At 58.5% G+C, this 20,227-nt stretch carries 19 protein-coding genes and 1 tRNA gene; 9 read left to right on the top strand and 11 right to left on the bottom strand.

What is annotated here, in order from left to right; translation table 11 throughout:
* Positions 1 to 106 precede the first annotated feature (106 nt).
* From AC1RQB_RS24195 to queA, 11 genes are all read right to left on the bottom strand, one after another.
* Positions 107 to 1,462, bottom strand: coding sequence for a transporter substrate-binding domain-containing protein (locus AC1RQB_RS24195; RefSeq protein WP_063342600.1), 1,356 nt, complete (start codon positions 1,460 to 1,462; stop codon positions 107 to 109).
* A 133-nt stretch (positions 1,463 to 1,595) separates the two neighbouring features.
* The gene (gene thrC / locus AC1RQB_RS24200) at positions 1,596 to 3,005 is read right to left on the bottom strand and encodes a threonine synthase (RefSeq protein WP_038979090.1); all 1,410 of its coding nucleotides are present in this window, start codon (positions 3,003 to 3,005) and stop codon (positions 1,596 to 1,598) included.
* Between the two features lie 108 nt (positions 3,006 to 3,113).
* Positions 3,114 to 4,418 (bottom strand): homoserine dehydrogenase, encoded by a 1,305-nt coding sequence (locus AC1RQB_RS24205; RefSeq protein ID WP_032830508.1) that lies wholly within the window; start codon positions 4,416 to 4,418, stop codon positions 3,114 to 3,116.
* Between the two features lie 133 nt (positions 4,419 to 4,551).
* Complete coding sequence (dsbC, locus tag AC1RQB_RS24210) at positions 4,552 to 5,283, bottom strand: bifunctional protein-disulfide isomerase/oxidoreductase DsbC (protein ID WP_008072863.1); 732 nt, start codon at positions 5,281 to 5,283, stop codon at positions 4,552 to 4,554.
* A gap of 165 nt (positions 5,284 to 5,448) precedes the next feature.
* A complete protein-coding gene (gene xerD, locus AC1RQB_RS24215; RefSeq protein ID WP_063342599.1) occupies positions 5,449 to 6,345 on the bottom strand; it encodes a site-specific tyrosine recombinase XerD in 897 nt (298 codons plus the stop codon).
* A 133-nt stretch (positions 6,346 to 6,478) separates the two neighbouring features.
* Entirely contained in the window at positions 6,479 to 7,030 is a 552-nt protein-coding gene (locus tag AC1RQB_RS24220) for a glycine zipper 2TM domain-containing protein (RefSeq protein ID WP_008072859.1), read from the bottom strand.
* Between the two features lie 118 nt (positions 7,031 to 7,148).
* The gene (secF, locus tag AC1RQB_RS24225) at positions 7,149 to 8,063 is read right to left on the bottom strand and encodes a protein translocase subunit SecF (RefSeq protein WP_007903566.1); all 915 of its coding nucleotides are present in this window, start codon (positions 8,061 to 8,063) and stop codon (positions 7,149 to 7,151) included.
* A 9-nt stretch (positions 8,064 to 8,072) separates the two neighbouring features.
* Positions 8,073 to 9,941, bottom strand: a complete 1,869-nt coding sequence (gene secD / locus AC1RQB_RS24230) for a protein translocase subunit SecD (protein WP_008072856.1) — start codon at positions 9,939 to 9,941, stop codon at positions 8,073 to 8,075.
* 63 nt (positions 9,942 to 10,004) lie between these two features.
* Positions 10,005 to 10,340, bottom strand: a complete 336-nt coding sequence (gene yajC / locus AC1RQB_RS24235; protein ID WP_008014002.1) for a preprotein translocase subunit YajC — start codon at positions 10,338 to 10,340, stop codon at positions 10,005 to 10,007.
* Between the two features lie 43 nt (positions 10,341 to 10,383).
* Positions 10,384 to 11,499, bottom strand: coding sequence for a tRNA guanosine(34) transglycosylase Tgt (tgt, locus tag AC1RQB_RS24240; protein ID WP_198537237.1), 1,116 nt, complete (start codon positions 11,497 to 11,499; stop codon positions 10,384 to 10,386).
* A gap of 14 nt (positions 11,500 to 11,513) precedes the next feature.
* The gene (gene queA, locus AC1RQB_RS24245) at positions 11,514 to 12,578 is read right to left on the bottom strand and encodes a tRNA preQ1(34) S-adenosylmethionine ribosyltransferase-isomerase QueA (protein WP_063342597.1); all 1,065 of its coding nucleotides are present in this window, start codon (positions 12,576 to 12,578) and stop codon (positions 11,514 to 11,516) included.
* A 107-nt stretch (positions 12,579 to 12,685) separates the two neighbouring features.
* Between queA and AC1RQB_RS24250 the strand changes: the two genes are divergently transcribed.
* The 9 genes from AC1RQB_RS24250 (at position 12,686) to AC1RQB_RS24290 (ending at position 20,175) form a co-directional block, all read left to right on the top strand.
* Positions 12,686 to 12,770 (top strand) — tRNA-Leu (locus tag AC1RQB_RS24250).
* Positions 12,771 to 12,935: 165 nt separating this feature from the next.
* Complete coding sequence (locus AC1RQB_RS24255; RefSeq protein WP_207267397.1) at positions 12,936 to 14,177, top strand: tyrosine-type recombinase/integrase; 1,242 nt, start codon at positions 12,936 to 12,938, stop codon at positions 14,175 to 14,177.
* Positions 14,178 to 14,777: 600 nt separating this feature from the next.
* Positions 14,778 to 14,975: a helix-turn-helix transcriptional regulator gene (locus AC1RQB_RS24260; protein WP_241824504.1), complete on the top strand. Its 198-nt coding sequence runs from the start codon at positions 14,778 to 14,780 to the stop codon at positions 14,973 to 14,975.
* Positions 14,972 to 15,277: a hypothetical protein gene (locus AC1RQB_RS24265; protein WP_131816019.1), complete on the top strand. Its 306-nt coding sequence runs from the start codon at positions 14,972 to 14,974 to the stop codon at positions 15,275 to 15,277. Before AC1RQB_RS24260 ends, AC1RQB_RS24265 begins: the two co-directional genes overlap by 4 nt.
* 372 nt (positions 15,278 to 15,649) lie before the next feature.
* A complete protein-coding gene (locus tag AC1RQB_RS24270) occupies positions 15,650 to 15,808 on the top strand; it encodes a hypothetical protein (protein WP_198537209.1) in 159 nt (52 codons plus the stop codon).
* Entirely contained in the window at positions 15,805 to 16,089 is a 285-nt protein-coding gene (locus AC1RQB_RS24275) for a hypothetical protein (protein ID WP_063342595.1), read from the top strand. Before AC1RQB_RS24270 ends, AC1RQB_RS24275 begins: the two co-directional genes overlap by 4 nt.
* Positions 16,086 to 16,373, top strand: coding sequence for a DUF3077 domain-containing protein (locus AC1RQB_RS24280; RefSeq protein WP_063342594.1), 288 nt, complete (start codon positions 16,086 to 16,088; stop codon positions 16,371 to 16,373). The genes AC1RQB_RS24275 and AC1RQB_RS24280 overlap by 4 nt, the downstream gene beginning before the upstream one ends.
* Complete coding sequence (locus AC1RQB_RS24285) at positions 16,363 to 19,245, top strand: DUF927 domain-containing protein (protein WP_063342593.1); 2,883 nt, start codon at positions 16,363 to 16,365, stop codon at positions 19,243 to 19,245. Before AC1RQB_RS24280 ends, AC1RQB_RS24285 begins: the two co-directional genes overlap by 11 nt.
* 87 nt (positions 19,246 to 19,332) lie before the next feature.
* Positions 19,333 to 20,175, top strand: coding sequence for a coiled-coil domain-containing protein (locus AC1RQB_RS24290; protein ID WP_063342592.1), 843 nt, complete (start codon positions 19,333 to 19,335; stop codon positions 20,173 to 20,175).
* Positions 20,176 to 20,227: the final 52 nt, after the last annotated feature.

Genomic DNA, 20,227 nt, shown 5'->3' on the forward strand with positions numbered 1-20,227 from the left:
CCCCCCCCCCCCCCCCCCCCCCCCCCCCCCCCCCCCCCCCCCCCCCCCCCCCCCCCCCCCCCGCTCCCACAGAGTTTTCGGCGCTCAAATTTCTTAACTTAACGCTTCACACCTGCCTTGTACGCTTGCCGATATCGCTCCATCCGCCCAGCAGTCCTCGCAATTGACCGTCCGCACTGTAGAACGGCACCGTCCACTGGTAGATATCCCTGACTCCGTCCTTGAACATCAACTGACGTTCGCTGAAGCGAGTCTTGCGAGTACCGAGCTGGGCCATAAACTCAGCGTGAAGCTGCTCGGCAGTCTCTTTGGGCAAGACATCAAGTTCGATCAGTTGTCGCCCCTGAACCTGGTCGAAACGGGTCGACAAGCGCTCCTCATAGCTTTTGTTGCACATGATCAAACGCCCTTCCAGATCACGCACGAACATCGGATCGGGCATGGCGTCTATCAATGCGTGCTGGAATGCGAGCTGGTCATTGAGGTCTTTCTCGGCGTCCCGACGTTGCTTGATCAGTGCAGCGAGCCGGCGGTTCCAAAGCAATGAGAGCAAGCCAAACAGGCTGACGATGAACAGGCTCCAGCAACCCCACTGGGTTATCCGCTGCCAGGTCGAGGGCGCGTGTACCGGAGCAATTCCGTTCAGCCATTGCAGCCGTATGGCGAGTAACTCGGCGGGTGGAAATGCTTCCAGCGCCTTGTTGAGGATGCTCAATAACTGCGGCTGTCCTTTGCGGACTGCCAAATGATCAGCCTCCCATTTGCCTTCCACTGCATGCCCTACCTTGAGCCGGCCCGAAGGGTAGAGCTGCGCTCCGATTTCGTTTTCAATGGTGGCGTAGGCCTCGCCACTTTCCACCAGTGCCCGGGCTTCAGCGTAGGTTTTGACCGAGCGCAGCTCGATCGCCGGGTAGTCACGACGAATCGTCCCCTCCAGAGCGTGCCGGGCCGGCAGTACCAGAACTCTTTTCGAAAGCTGTTCCAGGGACTGTAACGCAGGCGTGCCGGCCAGCCCCACGAGTACCCAGCCCGCCCCGCCGAACGCATGGCTGAAATCCAGAAACACCTTGCGCTCGTCATTCATTGCCAGTGTCGTGCTCATGTCCGCCGCGCCGCTTTCCAGCCGCTCCAGCAGTTGGTCGGTGGAAAAAGACTCTTCATGGACGAACCGCAACCCTGTCATGGCGCTGATGCGGTTGAGCACATCGTTGTTCAACCCGCTCCAATGACCGTGCTCATCCTTGAACAGGTACAGCGGGTACTGCGCCGACGCGACGATAACCATCGGGTGTTCAGCAATCCACTGCCGCTCCTGAGCATTCAGCTCAATGCGTGCGACGGTGGCTGACTCCCGGGGTTCATGTATCGCCAATTGTGCGGCCTTTACCCATTGCCCAAAGCCCAGGGCGCCCAATAAAAACATCCAGCACACGGCTGGTTTAAACCCTCTGAAAAACAGCATTGCCACTTCCTTGGTGATCGTCTCGCCCGTCCTTCATGGGCGGCTCTTCTTTTACGAAACCCGACAAGTGTGGCATGCAGAAATGAGAAAGCCCGTCAGGAGACGGGCTTCAAAATGTGACAGTTTTTACCGGTTACAGCGGCTTGCCGCGGTTGCCATGCTGACTGACAAAGGCCTGCACGGCTTTCAGGTCGTTCGGCAATACGGTGCAACGCTCATCTCGCTCAAACAAATCAGAAAGATGTGCAGGTAGTTCGAGCGCTTTTCCTACACCGGCTTTTTCCACAGCGTCCGGGAATTTGACTGGATGGGCCGTGCCGAGGATCACCATCGGGATATCCAGGCTACGACGGCATTCGCGCGCGGCCTTCACGCCGATGGCAGTGTGCGGGTCCAGCAGCTCGCCGGTTTGCTCAAAGACTTCGGCAATGGTTTCGCACGTTTGGGCGTCGTCCACGGCCAGCGAATCGAACAGTTTGCGTGCCTCGGTCCAGCGCTCCTCTTCGACGCTGAAACCGCCGCCCTGCTTGAAGGTGTCCATCAAGCCGGCTATTGCCGCGCCGTTACGACCGTGCAGGTCGAACAGCAGGCGTTCGAAGTTCGACGACACCATGATGTCCATGGAGGGCGACAGTGTGGCGTGCAGGGTTTCCTTGACGTACTGATTGCCGCTCATGAAGCGGTGCAGGATGTCGTTGCGGTTGGTGGCGACGATCAACTGGTTGATCGGCAGGCCCATGTTGCGCGCCAGGTACCCGGCGAAGATATCGCCGAAGTTGCCGGTCGGCACCGAGAACGACACCGAACGCGCCGGGCCACCCAGCTGCAGGGCTGCGTGGAAGTAGTAAACGATCTGGGCCATGATCCGCGCCCAGTTGATCGAGTTCACCGCCACCAGGCGCGTACCCTTGAGGAAGCTCTGGTCGGCGAAGCTGGCCTTGACCATTTCCTGGCAGTCATCGAAGTTGCCTTCGATGGCAATGTTATGGATGTTTTCGCCGAAGATGGTGGTCATTTGGCGACGCTGCACTTCGGACACACGGTTGTGCGGGTGCAGGATGAAGATGTCGACGTTTTCGCAGTGCTTGCAGCCTTCGATGGCGGCCGAACCGGTGTCGCCGGAGGTAGCGCCAACAATCACCACGCGCTCACCGCGTTTTTCCAGCACGTAGTCGAGCAAGCGACCGAGCAGTTGCAGGGCAAAGTCCTTGAACGCCAGGGTCGGGCCGTGGAACAGCTCCAGCACCCATTCGTTGCCATTGAGCTGACGCAACGGGGCCACGGCGTTGTGGGAAAACACGCCGTACGTTTCTTCAAGAATCTTTTTGAAATCGGCATCGGGAATGCTGCCGGTCACGAACGGGCGCATTACCCGGAAGGCCAGCTCGTGATACGGCAGGCCGGCCCAGGAAGCGATCTCTTCCTGAGTGAAACGTGGCAGGTTTTCCGGCACGTACAGACCGCCGTCGGTGGCGAGACCGGCCAGCAGGACATCTTCGAAGTTCAGGGCCGGTGCCTGGCCGCGGGTACTGATATAACGCATAGGGGCAAACCTTCGGTTTGGGCTTCAAGCCTCAAGCTACAAGCTACAAGCTAACGCCAGACGGCCTTAACTTGTCGCTTGAAGCTTGCAGCTTGCCGCTGCTTTAATTTAGTTCAGGTGCTCGACGCGGATTCGTACGACCGGGCCGACCACGCCTTCCAAGGCCTCCAGGGCGGTGATCGCGTCGTTCATGTGCTGCTCCAGCACACGGTGCGTCAGCAGGATCATTGGCACCAGACCGTCATGCTCTTCGACTTCTTTCTGCATGATCGATTCGATGTTGATGCCGCGCTCCGACAGGATGCTCGCCACCTGAGCCAACACGCCCGGATGGTCCTTGGCCTGAATGCGCAGGTAGTAGGCGCTTTCACAGGATTCGATCGGCAGGATCGGATGGGCCGACAGCGAATCAGGCTGGAAAGCCAGGTGCGGCACGCGGTTTTCCGGATCGGAGGTCATGGCGCGAACCACATCCACCAGGTCAGCGATCACCGACGAAGCGGTCGGCTCCATGCCGGCGCCGGCGCCGTAGAACAAGGTCGAACCGGCAGCATCGCCGTTGACCATCACCGCGTTCATCACGCCGTTGACGTTGGCGAGCAAACGATCGGCCGGGATCAGCGTCGGGTGCACACGCAACTCGATACCGGCCGCGGTGCTGCGCGCCACGCCCAGGTGCTTGATGCGATAGCCCAGCGCTTCGGCGTAGTTCACGTCAGCGGTGGTCAGCTTGGTGATGCCTTCGGTGTAAGCCTTGTCGAATTGCAGCGGGATACCGAATGCAATGGACGCCAGGATCGTCAGCTTGTGGGCTGCATCGATGCCTTCGACGTCGAAGGTCGGGTCGGCTTCGGCGTAACCCAGGGCTTGGGCCTCGGCGAGGACGTCTTCGAAGGTCCGGCCCTTCTCACGCATTTCGGTGAGGATGAAGTTGCCGGTGCCGTTGATGATCCCGGCCACCCAGTTGATGCGATTGGCGGACAAACCTTCACGGATCGCTTTGATCACCGGGATGCCGCCGGCCACGGCCGCTTCGAACGCCACGATGACGCCCTTCTCGCGAGCCTTGGCGAAAATTTCATTACCGTGAACGGCGATCAGTGCCTTGTTCGCGGTGACCACATGCTTGCCATTCTCGATGGCCTTGAGTACCAGCTCGCGGGCAACGGTGTAGCCGCCCATCAGCTCTATAACGATGTCGATCTCAGGGTTCGTGGCCACTTCGAACACATCGTTGGTAATCGCAATACCGGTCGTCTGGAACTGAGGCTTTGGCGTGCGCATGGCAATTTGTGCCACTTCGATTCCACGCCCGGCACGACGAGCAATTTCCTCGGCGTTGCGCTGAAGTACGTTGAAGGTACCGCCACCGACGGTCCCTAACCCACAGATGCCTACTTTGACCGGTTTCACTGTGAACTCCCCATAAAACGGCCGACTCAAGGCCGGCCGTGAAAACAACCGCATACTCGCGGCTCTCTATTAATGGCCCGACAATATTGCCGCCGAACCATGATCGTCAAAGGCTGACCATGACGATGCGAAATTATTTCGCGCCCAATGCCAGTTTGGCGACTTGTGGCGCAGGCTGGTAGCCCGGAATGACCTGTCCGTCGGCCAAAACGATGGCCGGTGTACCGTTCACGCCGATCGACTGACCGAGGGCGAACTGTTTGGCTACCGGGTTCTCGCACTTGGCGGCCTTGATTTCCTTGCCATCGACCATTTTGTCCATGGCCGCTTTCTTGTCCTTGGAGCACCACACGGCTTGCAGTTGCTCGTCACCCGCCGAGCCCAGGCCCTGGCGCGGGAACGCAACATAACGCACTTCGATACCCAGCTTGTTCAGCGCCGGCACTTCGGCGTGCAGCTTGTGACAATACGGGCATGTGGTGTCGGTGAACACGGTGATGTGTGATTTGGTTTCGCCGATTGCCGGGTAAACCACGGTTTCAGCCACTGGAATGTTATTGATCAGTTTGGAAATGCCCAGGCGCTCGGTCTTCTCGGTCAGGTTGACCGGTTTGCCGTCCTTGAGCTGGAACAGGTAACCCTGAACGACGTATTGGCCATCGGCGCTGGCGTAAAGCACACGGCTGCCCTTGAGTTTGACTTCGTACAGACCTGGCAGCGGGCTGGCGGTGATGCTTTCGACCGGCACGTCGAGCTCGAGGGTTTGCAGGCTTTTACGAATGGCTTTGTCGGCCGTGTCATCGGCGACGGCAAAGGTGCTGACCAACGCAATGGCTGCGGCGGCGAAAATCTGGGTCAGACGCATGAGAACTCCTGAAGGCGGACAAATGGGACGATCAGAACACCCGTGCCGAAACACCGGGTCATAACCGCCCATCGTGCAAACCGGCAAAGCCTACCACATAAGGCCCCCGTGGCGATGGGGCAAGCCCACTCACTACAGGCCAGCATTCCCATGCCAGGAGCTGCGTTAGCCGCGTGGGTGATGTTTGGCATGCAGGTCCTGCAAGCGTGCGCGGGCGACGTGAGTATAGATCTGGGTGGTCGAGAGATCGCTGTGGCCGAGCAGCATTTGCACCACGCGCAGGTCGGCACCGTGGTTGAGCAAGTGCGTGGCGAAGGCATGGCGCAGGGTATGTGGAGACAACGATTTGCCGATCCCGGCAACCTTGGCCTGGTGTTTGATGCGGTGCCAGAAGGTCTGGCGGGTCATCTGCTCGCCGCGCAGGCTGGGGAACAGCACATCGCTGGGACGCCCACCCAGCAACTCGCCACGGGCATCGCGCATGTAGCGCTCGACCCAGACAATCGCCTCCTCGCCCATCGGCACCAGTCGTTCCTTGCTGCCCTTGCCCATCACCCGCAGCACGCCTTGGCGCAGGTTGACCTGTTCCAGCGTCAGGCTGATCAGCTCCGTGACCCGCAAGCCACAGGCGTAAAGCACTTCCAGCATGGCGCGGTCTCGCTGACCGATGGCTTCGCTCAGGTCAGGTGCTTTTAACAAGGCCTCCACATCCGCTTCCGACAAGGACTTAGGCAATGGTCGCCCCAGTTGCGGCATATCGACGCGCAAGGTCGGATCGACTGCAATCAGCTTTTCCCGCAGCAAATAGCGATAGAAGCCACGCACGCCGGAGAGAAATCGCGCTGTCGAGCGGGGTTTGTAGTTTTGCTCCAGACGCCAGGCCAAGTGATCGAGGATCAATTCGCGGCCGGCATTGATCAGCTCCAAGCCCTTCTCCTGCAGCCAACCGTTGAACAAGGCCAGGTCGCTGCGATAGGCATCGCGGGTGTTATCGGAAAGGCCTTTTTCCAGCCACAGGGCGTCAAGGAACTGGTCTATCAGGGGATGATCAATGGCAGGCATGGGGTCTCGGACAGGCAGGCGCAAGGCCGCGAAAAATGAGGAGTCTTTCATAGCACGTTGGCGGCGAACATATAATTCAGGCACAAAAAAAGCATCCCTCTCGAGATGCTTCTTTTTGCTTGAGGCGCTCAGCTTATTGTTGAGCCGGTTCGTTCTGCCCCAGGATCAACTTGCCTTCCTTGTCGACCGGAATCTGGTTGCCCGGATCGCGATCCATCCGCACTTTGCCTTCCTTGCCATCCAGCGAATAACGAACGTCGTAGCCTACAACCTTGTCGCTGATGTCATTCACGGTGTTACAGCGGGTTTGAGTGGTGGTGTAGGTATCACGCTCCTGCATGCCTTCCTGCACCTTGTTGCCCGCATAACCACCGCCGACCGCACCGGCCACTGTGGCGATTTTCTTGCCTGTACCGCCGCCGATCTGGTTGCCCAACAGGCCACCGGCCAGCGCGCCGACCACCGTACCGGCGATCTGGTGTTGATCTTTTACCGGCGCTTGCCGGGTAACCGTAACGTCCTTGCACACTTCACGTGGAGTCTTGATTTGTGTCTTGACCGGTTCAACGGCCAGCACTTGCGCATACTCAGGGCCGCTTTTAACCAGCTTGTAGGTGGCAACAGCACCCCCGGCAGTGACACCGACAGCACCCAATACCGCACCAACCAGCAACGACTTGTTCACATGAACCTCCTGACCATCACAGACGGGAAAACCCGCTTCTCCCAGCCTTGGAGCATAAAAAAAGGCGCGAGTTCAACACTCGCGCCTTCTCGGGCTACAGCTGTAAAAGCGATAACCGTTATGGGCGGTCGTCGACTTCGGTCTCAGCCACCGCAGCAGGAATCAGGTCCTCGCTGCTCAGGTTCAGCCAGATCAGCACCACGTTCGCGATGTAGATCGACGAGTAAGTACCCGCCAGAACACCGATGAACAGGGCGATGGAGAAGCCGAACAGGTTGTCGCCACCGAAGAACAACAAGGCCGCGATCGCCAGCAACGTGGAGATCGACGTCGCCATGGTCCGCAGCAGGGTTTGCGTGGTCGAGATGTTGATGTTCTCGATCAGGCTGGCCTTGCGCAGTACCCGGAAGTTCTCACGAACCCGGTCAAATACCACGATGGTGTCGTTGAGCGAGTAGCCGATGATCGCCAGCACCGCCGCCAGTACCGTCAGGTCGAAGGTGATCTGGAAGAACGACAGGATACCGATGGTCACGATCACGTCGTGGATCAGCGAAACGATTGCACCGACTGCAAACTTCCACTGAAAGCGGAAAGCCAGGTAGATCAAAATGCCGCCCAGCGCCATCAGCATGCCGAGGCCGCCCTGGTCACGCAGTTCTTCACCGACCTGAGGGCCGACGAATTCGACGCGCTTGACCACCGCAGGGTTGTCGCCACCGAGCTTCTGCAAGGCCTCGGCCACCTGGTGACCCAGCTGCGGGTCTTCACCTGGCATACGCACCAGCAAATCGGTAGTCGCACCGAAGCTCTGTACGATCGCCTCGTGATAACCCGATGTCACCAGCTGCTCACGCACCTTGGTGACGTCAGCCGGACGCTCGTAGGTCAGCTCGATGAGCGTACCGCCGGTGAAGTCCAGCCCCCAGTTCATGCCCTTGGTGGCGACGCTGAACAGAGCCAGGACCGTAAGGAACAATGTGACGCCGAACGCAACGTTGCGAACGCCCATGAAGTTGATTGTACGTAACATGGCAGCCCCTTAAATCCACAACTTCTTGAAGTCACGACCGCCGAAGATCAGGTTGACCATCGCGCGGGTCACCATGATGGCCGTGAACATCGAGGTAAAGATCCCGAGGGACATGGTCACTGCGAAACCCTTGACCGGGCCGGTGCCCATGGCAAAGAGAATCCCGCCGACCAACAAGGTTGTCAGGTTGGCGTCGAGAATCGCGGTAAATGCCCGGCCGAAGCCTTCGTTGATTGCCCGCTGCACGGTCATGCCGGCCGCGATCTCTTCACGTATCCGCGAGAAGATCAGTACGTTGGCGTCGACCGCCATACCCATGGTCAACACGATACCGGCGATACCTGGCAGGGTCAGCGTTGCCCCCAGCAGCGACATCAAGGCCAGCAGCATCACCATGTTCACCGTCAGCGCGACGGTGGCGATGAGGCCGAAGAAGCGGTAGATGGCCATGATGAACAGCGAGACAAACAGCATGCCCCACAGCGAGGCATCGATACCTTTGGTGATGTTGTCAGCACCCAGGCTTGGGCCGATGGTACGTTCTTCAGCGAAGTACATCGGTGCCGCCAGACCACCGGCACGCAGCAGCAGCGCCAGCTCGGACGATTCGCCCTGGCCGTTCAGGCCAGTGATGCGGAACTGGGCACCCAGCGGCGACTGGATGGTCGCCAGGCTGATGATCTTCTTCTCTTCTTTAAACGTCTGAACCGGTACGTCTTTCTCGACGCCGTTGACCACTTGCTTGACGTAAGTAGTGACAGGACGTTGCTCGATGAAGATCACCGCCATGCTGCGACCGACGTTGTTACGCGTCGCACGACTCATCAGCTCGCCACCATGGCCATCCAGACGGATGTTCACTTCTGGCGTGCCTTGCTCGCCGAAGCCAGCCTTGGCGTCAGTCACCTGGTCACCGGTGATGATCAAGCCACGCTCGATCAGCGCCGCAGGACGATTGCCTTCCCGGAACTCGAACGACTCGGAAGTAGCTTTCGAAGCGCCTGGCTCAGCCGCCAGACGGAACTCAAGGTTGGCCGTCTTGCCGAGGATACGCTTGGCTTCTGCAGTGTCTTGCACGCCCGGCAGCTCAACCACGATGCGGTTGGCGCCTTGGCGCTGAACGATAGGTTCGGCAACACCCAGCTCGTTGACGCGGTTACGTACCGTGGTCAAGTTCTGCTTGATGGAGTATTCGCGGATTTCCGCCAGCTTGGCCGGGGTCATCGCCAGACGCAGTACCGGTTGGCCATTGAGGTCGGCCGGAACAATATCGAAATCGTTGAAGTTCTTGCGAATCAGCGCACGCGCCTCTTCACGGGCTGCTTCATCAGTGAAGCCCAGCTGAATGGCACCGCCCAGTTGCGGCAGGCTGCGATAGCGCAGACGCTCTTTACGCAACAGGCTCTTGACGTCGCCTTCGTAGACTTTCAGGCGTGCATCGAGGGCTTTGTCCATGTCCACTTCCAGCAGGAAGTGCACACCACCGGACAAGTCCAGACCCAGCTTCATCGGGTGCGCGCCAAGGCTGCGCAGCCATTGCGGGGTGGTTTGTGCCAGGTTCAGTGCAACGACGTAGTCATCACCCAATGCCTTGCGTACGACGTCTTTGGCTGGCAGCTGATCTTCAGCCTTGGTCAGACGGATCAGACCGCCCTTGCCGCCCGCAGCCAGGGTGGCCGCCTTGACGTTGATCCCGGAGTCCTTGAGCGCGGTGCTCACACGATCCAGATCAGCCTGAGTAACCTGCAATGCAGTGCTTGCACCGCTGACCTGAATGGCCGGGTCATCAGGGTATAGATTGGGAGCGGAATAAATCAGACCGATCGCCAGCACCGCCAGGATCAGAATGTATTTCCACAGAGGGTATTTGTTCAGCATCACGCCGCCCGCTTATGACGCGGGGCGCCTTGCGCGCCCCGTCGATTGAGTAGAAGTTGAAACTTAGATCGCTTTGAGCGTGCCTTTTGGCAGCGTGGCGGCGATGGCGCCTTTCTGGAATTTCATTTCGACGGTGTCGGAGACTTCCAGGACAACGAAGTCGTCGGACACTTTGGTGATCTTGCCGGCGATACCACCGGTGGTCACAACTTCGTCACCTTTTTGCAGGCTGCCCAGCAGGTTTTTCTGCTCTTTGGCGCGTTTGGCCTGTGGACGCCAGATCATCAGGTAGAAGATGACCAGGAAACCGACCAGGAAAATCCACTCAAAGCCGCCGCCCATTGGGCCTGCCGCAGGTGCAGCAGCGTCAGCCATGGCATTAGAGATAAAAAAGCTCATTTAGCACTCCAGTTGCAAATGTTGAATCTTGGGGTCAGAAAACTCAGTCCAAAGGCGGAACAGGTAACCCGCGTTTGGCGTAGAAGGCATCGACAAAGGCGGCCAATGTACCCTGTTGAATAGCCTCGCGCAAACCAGCCATAAGCACCTGGTAATGGCGCAAATTGTGGATGGTATTCAACATGCTACCCAGCATTTCGCCGCACTTGTCCAGATGGTGCAGATAAGCACGGGAGAAGTTCTGGCAGGTATAGCAATCGCAGGTCGGATCCAGCGGCGAATCATCATGGCGATGGAACGCGTTACGGATCTTCAGCACGCCTGTATCAATGAACAGATGCCCATTGCGGGCATTACGGGTTGGCATCACGCAATCGAACATGTCCACACCGCGGCGCACACCCTCAACCAGATCTTCCGGTTTGCCAACGCCCATAAGGTAACGAGGTTTGTCAGCCGGCATCTGGCCCGGCAGGTAATCCAGCACCTTGATCATCTCGTGCTTGGGCTCGCCCACCGACAGACCGCCAATGGCCAGGCCGTCGAAGCCGATCTTGTCGAGGCCTTCCAGGGAGCGCATACGCAAATCCTGGTGCATACCGCCCTGAACGATGCCGAACAACGCCGCCGTGTTGTCGCCATGGGCGTTTTTCGAACGCTGGGCCCAGCGCAACGACAGTTCCATCGATACGCGAGCGACGTCTTCATCGGCCGGGTACGGGGTGCATTCGTCGAAAATCATCACGATGTCCGAGCCCAGGTCGCGCTGGACCTGCATCGACTCTTCCGGGCCCATGAACACTTTGGCGCCGTCGACCGGAGAAGCGAAGGTCACGCCCTCCTCCTTGATCTTGCGCATCGCGCCCAGGCTGAACACCTGAAAACCGCCGGAGTCGGTCAGAATCGGGCCTTTCCACTGCATGAAATCGTGCAGGTCGCCGTGCTTCTTGATCACTTCGGTGCCAGGACGCAGCCACAAGTGGAAGGTGTTACCCAGAATGATTTCCGCGCCAGTGGCGGTGATATCCCGCGGCAACATGCCCTTGACCGTGCCGTACGTGCCCACCGGCATGAAGGCCGGGGTCTCGACGGTACCGCGCGGGAAGGTCAAACGACCGCGACGAGCCTTGCCGTCGGTGGCAAGGAGCTCAAAGGTCATGCGACTGGTGCGACTCATTCTGTTTCCTCTGGGCCTGTTTGTTTAGGGGCAGTAGGTGCGGGATTACGGGTGATAAACATCGCATCACCGTAGCTGAAAAAGCGGTATTCGTTGTCGACGGCGGCTTTATAGGCGGCCATGGTCTCGGGATAACCGGCGAACGCCGAAACCAGCATCAACAGCGTGGACTCGGGCAGATGGAAGTTGGTAACCAGGGCATCGACCACATGAAACGGCCGGCCCGGGTAGATAAAGATATCGGTATCGCCACTGAACGGCTTGAGCACGCCATCGCGCGCGGCGCTTTCCAGAGAACGCACGCTAGTGGTCCCCACAGCCACCACGCGACCACCGCGAGCGCGGCAGGCCGCAACGGCATCGACCACGTCCTGGCCGACTTCCAGCCACTCGCTGTGCATGTGGTGATCTTCGATCTTCTCCACGCGCACCGGCTGAAAGGTGCCGGCGCCGACATGCAAGGTCACGAACGCAGTCTCGATACCCTTGGCGGCAATCGCCTCCATCAGCGGCTGGTCGAAATGCAGCCCCGCCGTCGGCGCTGCCACCGCGCCCAGGCGCTCGGCGTACACCGTCTGATAACGCTCGCGGTCCGAGCCTTCATCCGGGCGGTCTATATAAGGAGGCAACGGCATGTGCCCGACACGGTCGAGCAGCGGCAACACCTCTTCGGCAAACCCCAGCTCGAACAACGCATCGTGACGCGCCAGCATCTCGGCCTCGCCACCGCCGTCGATCAGGATCTTCGAACCCGGTTTCGGCGACTTGCTGGAACGCACATGTGCCAGCACGCGATGACTGTCGAGCACCCGCTCCACCAGGATTTCCAGCTTGCCGCCGGAAGCCTTCTGGCCAAACAGGCGCGCCGGAATCACCCGGGTATTGTTGAACACCATCAAATCGCCCGGGCGCAAATGCTCGAGCAAATCAGTGAATTGACGGTGTGCCAGGGCGCCACTGACCCCGTCCAGGGTCAACAGGCGACTACCGCGACGCTCAGCCAAAGGATGGCGAGCAATCAGCGAATCAGGAAGCTCAAAGGTAAAGTCAGCAACGCGCATGATGGGGTTCGTCTAGCAGGGCCGGGAAGTCTAGCGGAAATATCAAAAATTCTCCATGTACCTGATTGACCAACGGTTATCTCATCTCTATACTTCGCCGCCATTGAGCCCTGATGGCGGAATTGGTAGACGCGGCGGATTCAAAATCCGTTTTCGAAAGGAGTGGGAGTTCGAGTCTCCCTCGGGGCACCATATAGCAGTATCTGAAAGTCTCTACCAGACTCTCAGACCCAGAGAAACCGGCCACTTGAGCCGGTTTTTTTGTGTCTGGCTATCTACCTCTGTATCCCCTTATCCGTTGTATCCCTGTATCCCTGCTTGTATCCTGAGAAAAATACCGAACTTTGGGATACAAGGATGAAGCGCGCAGACATCAAGCGCCGCCCTCTCGCAGACACGACACTTGCGGGGTTGGAGCCGGAATCAAAGGAATACCGGGAGCTGGACGGAAACGGCCTCTACTTCAGGGTCAAACCTGATGGTGGTAAATCCTGGCAGCTCCGCTACAAGCGTCCGGCGGGCAATTGGGCTTGGATGGGGCTCGGGGGTTACCCGGAAGTAAGTGGTGCGTTGGCTCGGGACAAAGCTGCCGATCTACGCAAAGTAGTGAGCAGCGGCGCCGACCCCCTTGAGCAAAAGCGATCAGCGAAAGCTGCTATCGATGCGGCCAAAACCCGAACTTTTCGAGCTGCTGCTGATGCCTGGCTCAAGGCGAAAGAGGAAAAGGGTCTCGCATCCTCCACCCTCAACAAAATCCGTACCTACCTCGACAAGGACATACTCCCGGCACTGGGAGACAAGCCTCTAGACGAAATCACACGCACCGATTGCGCAGTGCTTCAGGCGTCCATCGAAGCCCGGGACGCACACAACGTGGCTGAAAAATGTCGCACCTGGATAAATCAGATCTTCGGGCGAGCCATCGGCTTAGGCCTAACTGAAAACGATCCGGGCAGCCGCCTTCGCGATATTGCGGCCCAAGCCCCTAAGACTCAGCAGCATCCACATTTGCTGGAGCCTGAACTGGGTGAATTTCTCCAGGCACTCAAAAACACACCGGCAAGACTGACTGCTCGCACTGCTGCTTGGCTTTGTGTATGGACGGCATCGCGACCTGGCATGGTCCGTTTGGCTGAATGGAAGGAGTTTGACCTTGAGAAAGCCATTTGGACCACGCCTGCCGCCAAGATGAAGATGCGTCGAGATTTTGTCTGCCCCCTTCCCCACCAAGCAGTTGCAGCGCTGAAAGAGCTGCATTGCTTAACCGGGCGGAGTCGCTGGCTCTGCCCCGGAGTCGGAGCCAAAAATCCAACCATCAGCGAAAACACGATCAATAAGGTCTTCGCCACCATTGGCTATAAAGGCCGCTTAGTTGGACACGGTACTCGGCACACCGCGAGTACGCTGCTTCGAGAACATGGTTGGCCGAAAGAACATGTTGAAGCGCAGCTTGCTCACAAAGAGGAAGGTATTTCGGGGGTATACAACAAAGCTCAGTACCTTGAGCAACGCGTAAAGATGATGCAATGGTATGCAGATCACCTGGATGCGCTAGCTGCAGGAAATGTGGTGCAAAGACAGTTTGGAAAGGCAGTCTGACAGCCATGATCGCCCCCCTGAAAAACGGTGTAACGCGTGTTACAGGTGTAACGATGCAATTTAACTAATTGATATTATTTAATTTTTTAACTGCAACACTTGATCATGATTCAACGTACACGAAGTGTAACTCGGCTATGACGTGTAACAGCCGTAGGCACCTCACCCTCGCAGCCGCCTTGCTCGATGAGTGCCCTCACGCCTGCGGGCCATTAACTGACATAAGTCGCTGGTTGAACACTAAAAACTAGGGCGTGGGATCGCGGGTGAGTGAGTGTCCCTCCGGATGAATAATCCATCACCCTGACAACCATCTCGATCACAGTGAGAAATTGCACAGAAGCAATTACTGTACTGCCGCGTTCACCCTGTATTGCACCTGTATTGACTACACATTCACCGACCTAGAGACAAAGTAGTTTTCTTCGTCTAGATAAATGTATAGATAGATACCCCTGTATCCATACCCAGGGGTTTTCTATGACACACCAGACCTTCAAATCAGCAAATTCTTTCGAAATCCACTCGCCCGAAGCGACCGACATAAACGCTAGGCGAGCCAGTCACCCAGCCGCTGACCCTTCAGCAATTCTGATTCGTATGCCGGAAGTAATGGCCATCGTTGGACTAGCACGCCCAACGATTTACAAACTGATGCAGCAAGCGGATAGCGACTTCCCACTTCCAGTAAAACTAAGCGGTAGTAAAGCTCGCGGAGCGCCTGTCGCATGGGTTCTTGATGAAGTCCAAAGTTGGGTGCGGGCTCGCATTTCGGCAAGAAACAAGGTGGCAGCATGAGAAGACCACCTCCTTCGCTCTCAAAACTCAGGTCATTTCAGGCATTGCACGAAGTTGGATTTTCCAAAACACGCATCCAACGTTTCGAGCGATTGCGTAGAAAACACGAGCAGCATGGACGGACTCTAGGCGTATTGAGCTGGCCGGATGGAGTTTGGTGCCTGTTGATCATGCATGCAGATCAGTTGGGTGTTGTTGTCTTGGGTGAAGCCCAGGCAGCAGATGCTTATCACGATGCTCGCCAGATGATTCGCGATGGCTATTCCCCCGTACTCACCTTGCGCCACGAGCGCCATGCTTGAAATGAAAACGCCCCCGGGAGCGATCCGGAGGCGTTGAGGTAAATCTATATGCCCGCACAATTTATGCTCCATCGAAAAAATGCGCAAGATCTCCACACGGTTGCACTTTTGAAATCCGGACGCTACTCTTTGGCCGTCGCTGCAAATTCAGCGACCGGGTTTGGCGACCCGAGTTACTTGGCGCACAGGCGCCCCGACCGACAGCAGGCGCTTTTTTTGTGCTCGCCGTTTCGTGTTATGGCAGCTGTGCGTGGGATACCTTCGGGTATGCCGGGTTCCAAGTTCCCGGTTCGCCAACCTGCGCACAGCTGCCACCCTAAATCGTTTGGCGACGATCAGTGGCAGCTCCAGATCAAACTTGGAGCTCTACCTATGCACACCCTTAATCCGTCCAAAAATCGCGCCGCTGCCCATCGCGCAATGGCTCTCGCCGCTTTGCACGCCAACTCCAGTCTCGCAACCCGTCTCGCTCGTTACAACGCTCATATGGCCAAGGCACGCGCGCTCGAAGGCGAAGGCGGTGCCCAATGAACTGCTCACACGGCTTCACCCTTCCCGAAGATCTACTGTGCGTTAGCAAAGATGCCGAGGCCGGCGTACCGATCGACGCTATCACTTGTGCGATTGACCGCGCTGACTCCGTGTTAACCCTTCTCGAAGACCATTTTGACAGCGACAAACCGCGCCTTGCTGACCACATCATTTCCTCGGTGATTTGGGATGTACGCGGCACTCTGGGCCTAATCAAAACCTTGGCCATGCACGGTGATGCCTCTTCCGCTCCTCTGGTTCAAACCGGGGGTGCGCAATGAATCTGCAATCGAACACGACCACCCTCGGCAATACTGCTTTCGCTCAATGCGGCCACCCTAGTCAAATGCTGTTCCGTCTCAGTGCCAATGTGCCCCTGACCGACGCACTTGAACACGCCTCAAACCTGCTGAGCTACGCGACTCGCATGTCGCTCTTGGCCACCCACGGCGACGGTGCAGAAGACTGCGCGATGGCCGCTCACTACCTCAGTGAAATGGGCAAGGCGGTGATTGATGATGTGACCACAGCCCTCCTGCGAGTGGAGGCTGGCCATGACCAATAAGGCGAAACGCCCCAGCTTCGCCGACGTGAAAGCGGCCTCTCTGAAAGAGATCAACCGGGTGCTTTCCCACTGGCTACCCAAGGGCAAACGGGTCGATGGCGGCAAGGAATACACCGCCGCCAATCCAACCCGCGCCGACAAGCGCGCTGGCTCCCTCAAGATCAACTTAAGCAAAGGCACCTGGGCGGATTTTGCCACCGGCGACAAAGGCGGCGACCTGATCGATCTGGTGCGCTATCTGGAGGGCGGCACCGACGTCGAAGCCTGCAACAAGCTGGCGAATCTGCTGCACGTTACCGCAGAGACGGTTCAATCGAAGCCGAGCCCCAGCAAAAGCAAAACACCGGAATGGCTCGCCATACAGCCGATCCCGGCCGAAGCCATGAACAAATGTCCGGCAAAACACCGGCAACACGGCACACCTTCCAAAGTCTGGATTTATCGTGACGCTCAAGGCCAGCCAGTCATGGCGCTCTACCGCTTCGATTTGAGGCCGGTTGAAGACGGTAAACCGCGCAAGGTCTTTGCACCGTTGACCTGGTGCCAGCGAGCCGACGGTCAAACGCAGCAATGGCGTTGGCAAGGGCTGGCTGAGCCGCGTCCTCTGTTGCGCCTGGATGAACTGGCGCAACGAGCAGAGGCTCCGGTCATTCTGTGCGAAGGCGAAAAGGCCGCCGACGCCGCGGCTGAGCTGCTACCCAACTACGTGGCCACATGCTGGCCGAACGGTTCGAACTCGTGGCACAAGGCCGACCTCACGTCGCTCAAAGGTCGGAGCGTAGTGCTGTGGCCAGACAACGACGCCAGTGGCAAAAGCTGCATGGATACCGTCGCCGAACACCTGTACCAGATCGGCACCGCGTCGGTGCGCGTGATCGCTCTGGACGTCTTCAAACGCAAGCCCACGCTCAAGAATGATCAACCGACCTTCGCCGAGGGTGGTCAATGGGATGACGGTGACGACGCGGCCGATGCTCAGGCCAAAGGCTGGACGGCGGCGCACTTCGCCGAGCTGGAACGCAGCAGTGAATTGTTCGATGTTGAGCCGGAGAAAGCTCCGGCCGAACCACCTGAAGTCAAACCCAAGCCAACGACCAAGCGTGCCGCGAAACCCAAAAACGATCTGCTGCCCGGCGGCTTCCGCCTCACACCAGAAGGCGTGTTTTATTCCGGTGACGATGGCGAGGCACGCCCGGTGTGCTCGCCTCTGGAGATCCTGGCGCGCACTCGTGATGCGCAAGGACATAACTGGGGTTTGCTGGTCGAGTTCGATGATCCCGACGGTGCGAAAAAGCGCTGGAACATTCCGGCGCGGACCATGACCGGCGATTTCGGCAAGGACGTGCTCGGCCCGCTGGTGGACATGGGCCTGCGCCTGGCCGGCAGTCGCTCCGGTCGCAATGCCCGCAACGATCTACAGAGTTATCTCGGCGGCTTCGACAGCGCGCAACGCGCTCGATTGGTCACCCGTTTGGGTTGGCACGACAGCGCCTTTCTGTTGCCCGAACAACAGGTCGGCTCGCACGCCGAACACCTTCACTTCTATGAGGCCGGCGCGCAGCTTCCACCAATCAGCGAAGCCGGCACACTGGAGCAGTGGCAAGAGCAAATTGGCGCCTTGTGCATTGGTAATCACCGCTTGGCGTTTGTGGCCAGCGTCGCGTTTGCCGGTCCGCTGCTGCACATGCTTGGCCATGAGTCGGGCGGCTTTCACCTCTACGGCGACAGCTCCGGCGGCAAGACCACCCACCTGCAAGTGGCCGCCTCAATCTACGGCGGGCCGCGTCTGGTGCGTTCCTGGCGCTCGACGGATAACGCCCTAGAATCCATCGCCGCCGCGCATTCGGACGGGCTCCTGGTGCTGGATGAAATCGGCATGTGCGACCCGCGCATCATTGGTGAAACGGTGTACATGCTTGGCAACGGCACCGGGAAGGCTCGCGCCAATGATCGAGGACAAGCAGGCCGACAGGTGCAGGAGTGGCGCTTGCTATTTCTCTCGACCGGCGAGAAGACGTTGGCGCAGCACATGGCCGAAGCCAACAAGGAGCTGAAAGCCGGCATGGAAGTGCGGATGCTCGCCGTGCCAGCGGATGCCAGCAAAGGCCTGGGCATGTTCGATGTGCTGAACGGTTTTGATGACGCGGCCGCCCTGTCAGATGCGCTCAAGGCACGGGTGGCCAAGTACTACGGCACACCATTGTCCGCCTTCCTGTCGGCCCTCTGTGAGCCCGGCAAGCAGCATGGCTGGGCGGCGATCCTGCGCCACACCCTGGAGGGCTTTATCGCTAAAGCACTCCCAGCATCGGCCAGCGGTCAGGCGCATCGAGCGGCTGCCCGCTTTGGGTTGGCTGCCGCAGCCGGCGAGCTGGCCACCGCGATGGGGATTACCGGCTGGCCTGATGGCACGGCCACCACCGCAGCCCGGGTGTGCCTCAGTGCCTGGATGAATGAGCGCGGCGGCGCCGGTAACTTCGAAGGGGACGCAATTTTGGCGCGGTTGCGCCAGATGATCGAGCGCTTCGGTGAAAGTCGTTTTACCCGTTGGGAGTCAGCCGCCGCGAAGATCGACGAGCACGGTCCGCGCACCATTGACCGACTGGGTTTTCGCAAGTCGCTGGAACACGGAATGGGCGACACGCTGCATACGACGACTACTTACTACGTACTGCCCGAAGCTTGGCGCTCCGAGGTATTCAAGGGCATGAACATCAACGCGGTTAACAAGGAGCTGATACGCCGCGGCGTCCTTGAGCCCGGTCCAGACGGCAAAGCCTCCTGCGCCGTCCGTTTACCCGGACTGGGCACTCAGCGTTGCTATGTGGTGAAGACCGTGCCGGGAACGGATGAGAGCGAGGCTCAGGCCGCCTGACGGCGGGCCTACAGACTGAGGTAGAGCCGGCTCAAGCGGGCCTCGCCAGCCCCCCCGAACCCCAATTAAATCATCAGGACAAAACTCATGAACCGAATTGAACAACTGAAAGACACACGCGCCAAATTGGCCATTGAAATGGAAGCCATCAAAAAGGAACTGCCACCTCTTGAGGCTGCGCTTGAAAGCGAAGAAGTCATTAACCACGGCCGTGAGAGCGACGTCAGGCATGAGATCAGCAGTCGAAAATTAAAGATCGATTCGCTCGATCATCAGATTTTCCGGCTGGATCAGAAGTTGGACCGCCTGGAGAAGCTGGCCAACCGAGAAAGCTTGATGGAAGGCTACATTACCGACATGGCGAACTGGATGGCGGATGAGCTGGAGCTTAACGATAAACGGCAAAGCCTGAGCACTCGCCTGGAGGAAATTCGTCAGCAAGCACAGGAAGATATTACCAGCGCACGGCAGGCTGAGACTCAGGCGGCTACCGCTTACGCACAGGCCGTGGCGTGGGGCGACGTCGAGGGCGAAAAAGCAGCTAGCACCGATGCTCAGAAAGCCGCGAAAAACCTCACTACCGCCACCGAACAACATCGCCGCCAGCTCCTTATCATCACCGCCTTGGAGCAAGAGCTGGCCATTGTAGACCGACACATCAGCGAGGCTCAGGTAGAACACCAAAAAATTAAGGACACAGCCTTGTGGCTGGCCCACAACGCCCTGGAGGAAGCGTGGAATGAAGCAGCACAAGCGTTGCTAGATGTGGGAGGTAAGCTTTACGCCGCCGCCCGGCTGATAGGCCGCGACCCGGTGTCCTTAATGAAGCTCGACATCCCCGAGCAGGGTGAAAACTTTGGCAGTTGGAGGTGGGGCGATCTGGCAGACCGTAGCATCCAGCATCGCACGCGAGACCTGCTCTCGATGTAACTCCTGACGCACCTGAAACAGCCCGCTTTCGCGGGCTGTTTGAATCACTCCA

The organism is Pseudomonas sp. GW822-FHT02E03 (assembly GCF_058802325.1).

Bases quoted from the DNA above. Each gene is read 5' to 3' on its own strand.
- AC1RQB_RS24195 (WP_063342600.1), bottom strand. From the start codon at position 1,462: ATGCTGTTTTTCAGAGGGTTTAAACCAGCCGTGTGCTGGATGTTTTTA.
- thrC (WP_038979090.1), bottom strand. From the start codon at position 3,005: ATGCGTTATATCAGTACCCGCGGCCAGGCACCGGCCCTGAACTTCGAA.
- dsbC (WP_008072863.1), bottom strand. From the start codon at position 5,283: ATGCGTCTGACCCAGATTTTCGCCGCCGCAGCCATTGCGTTGGTCAGC.
- xerD (WP_063342599.1), bottom strand. From the start codon at position 6,345: ATGCCTGCCATTGATCATCCCCTGATAGACCAGTTCCTTGACGCCCTG.
- secF (WP_007903566.1), bottom strand. From the start codon at position 8,063: ATGTTACGTACAATCAACTTCATGGGCGTTCGCAACGTTGCGTTCGGC.
- secD (WP_008072856.1), bottom strand. From the start codon at position 9,941: ATGCTGAACAAATACCCTCTGTGGAAATACATTCTGATCCTGGCGGTG.
- yajC (WP_008014002.1), bottom strand. From the start codon at position 10,340: ATGAGCTTTTTTATCTCTAATGCCATGGCTGACGCTGCTGCACCTGCG.
- tgt (WP_198537237.1), bottom strand. From the start codon at position 11,499: ATGACCTTTGAGCTCCTTGCCACCGACGGCAAGGCTCGTCGCGGTCGT.
- queA (WP_063342597.1), bottom strand. From the start codon at position 12,578: ATGCGCGTTGCTGACTTTACCTTTGAGCTTCCTGATTCGCTGATTGCT.
- AC1RQB_RS24255 (WP_207267397.1), top strand. From the start codon at position 12,936: ATGAAGCGCGCAGACATCAAGCGCCGCCCTCTCGCAGACACGACACTT.
- AC1RQB_RS24260 (WP_241824504.1), top strand. From the start codon at position 14,778: ATGCCGGAAGTAATGGCCATCGTTGGACTAGCACGCCCAACGATTTAC.
- AC1RQB_RS24265 (WP_131816019.1), top strand. From the start codon at position 14,972: ATGAGAAGACCACCTCCTTCGCTCTCAAAACTCAGGTCATTTCAGGCA.
- AC1RQB_RS24270 (WP_198537209.1), top strand. From the start codon at position 15,650: ATGCACACCCTTAATCCGTCCAAAAATCGCGCCGCTGCCCATCGCGCA.
- AC1RQB_RS24275 (WP_063342595.1), top strand. From the start codon at position 15,805: ATGAACTGCTCACACGGCTTCACCCTTCCCGAAGATCTACTGTGCGTT.
- AC1RQB_RS24280 (WP_063342594.1), top strand. From the start codon at position 16,086: ATGAATCTGCAATCGAACACGACCACCCTCGGCAATACTGCTTTCGCT.
- AC1RQB_RS24285 (WP_063342593.1), top strand. From the start codon at position 16,363: ATGACCAATAAGGCGAAACGCCCCAGCTTCGCCGACGTGAAAGCGGCC.
- AC1RQB_RS24290 (WP_063342592.1), top strand. From the start codon at position 19,333: ATGAACCGAATTGAACAACTGAAAGACACACGCGCCAAATTGGCCATT.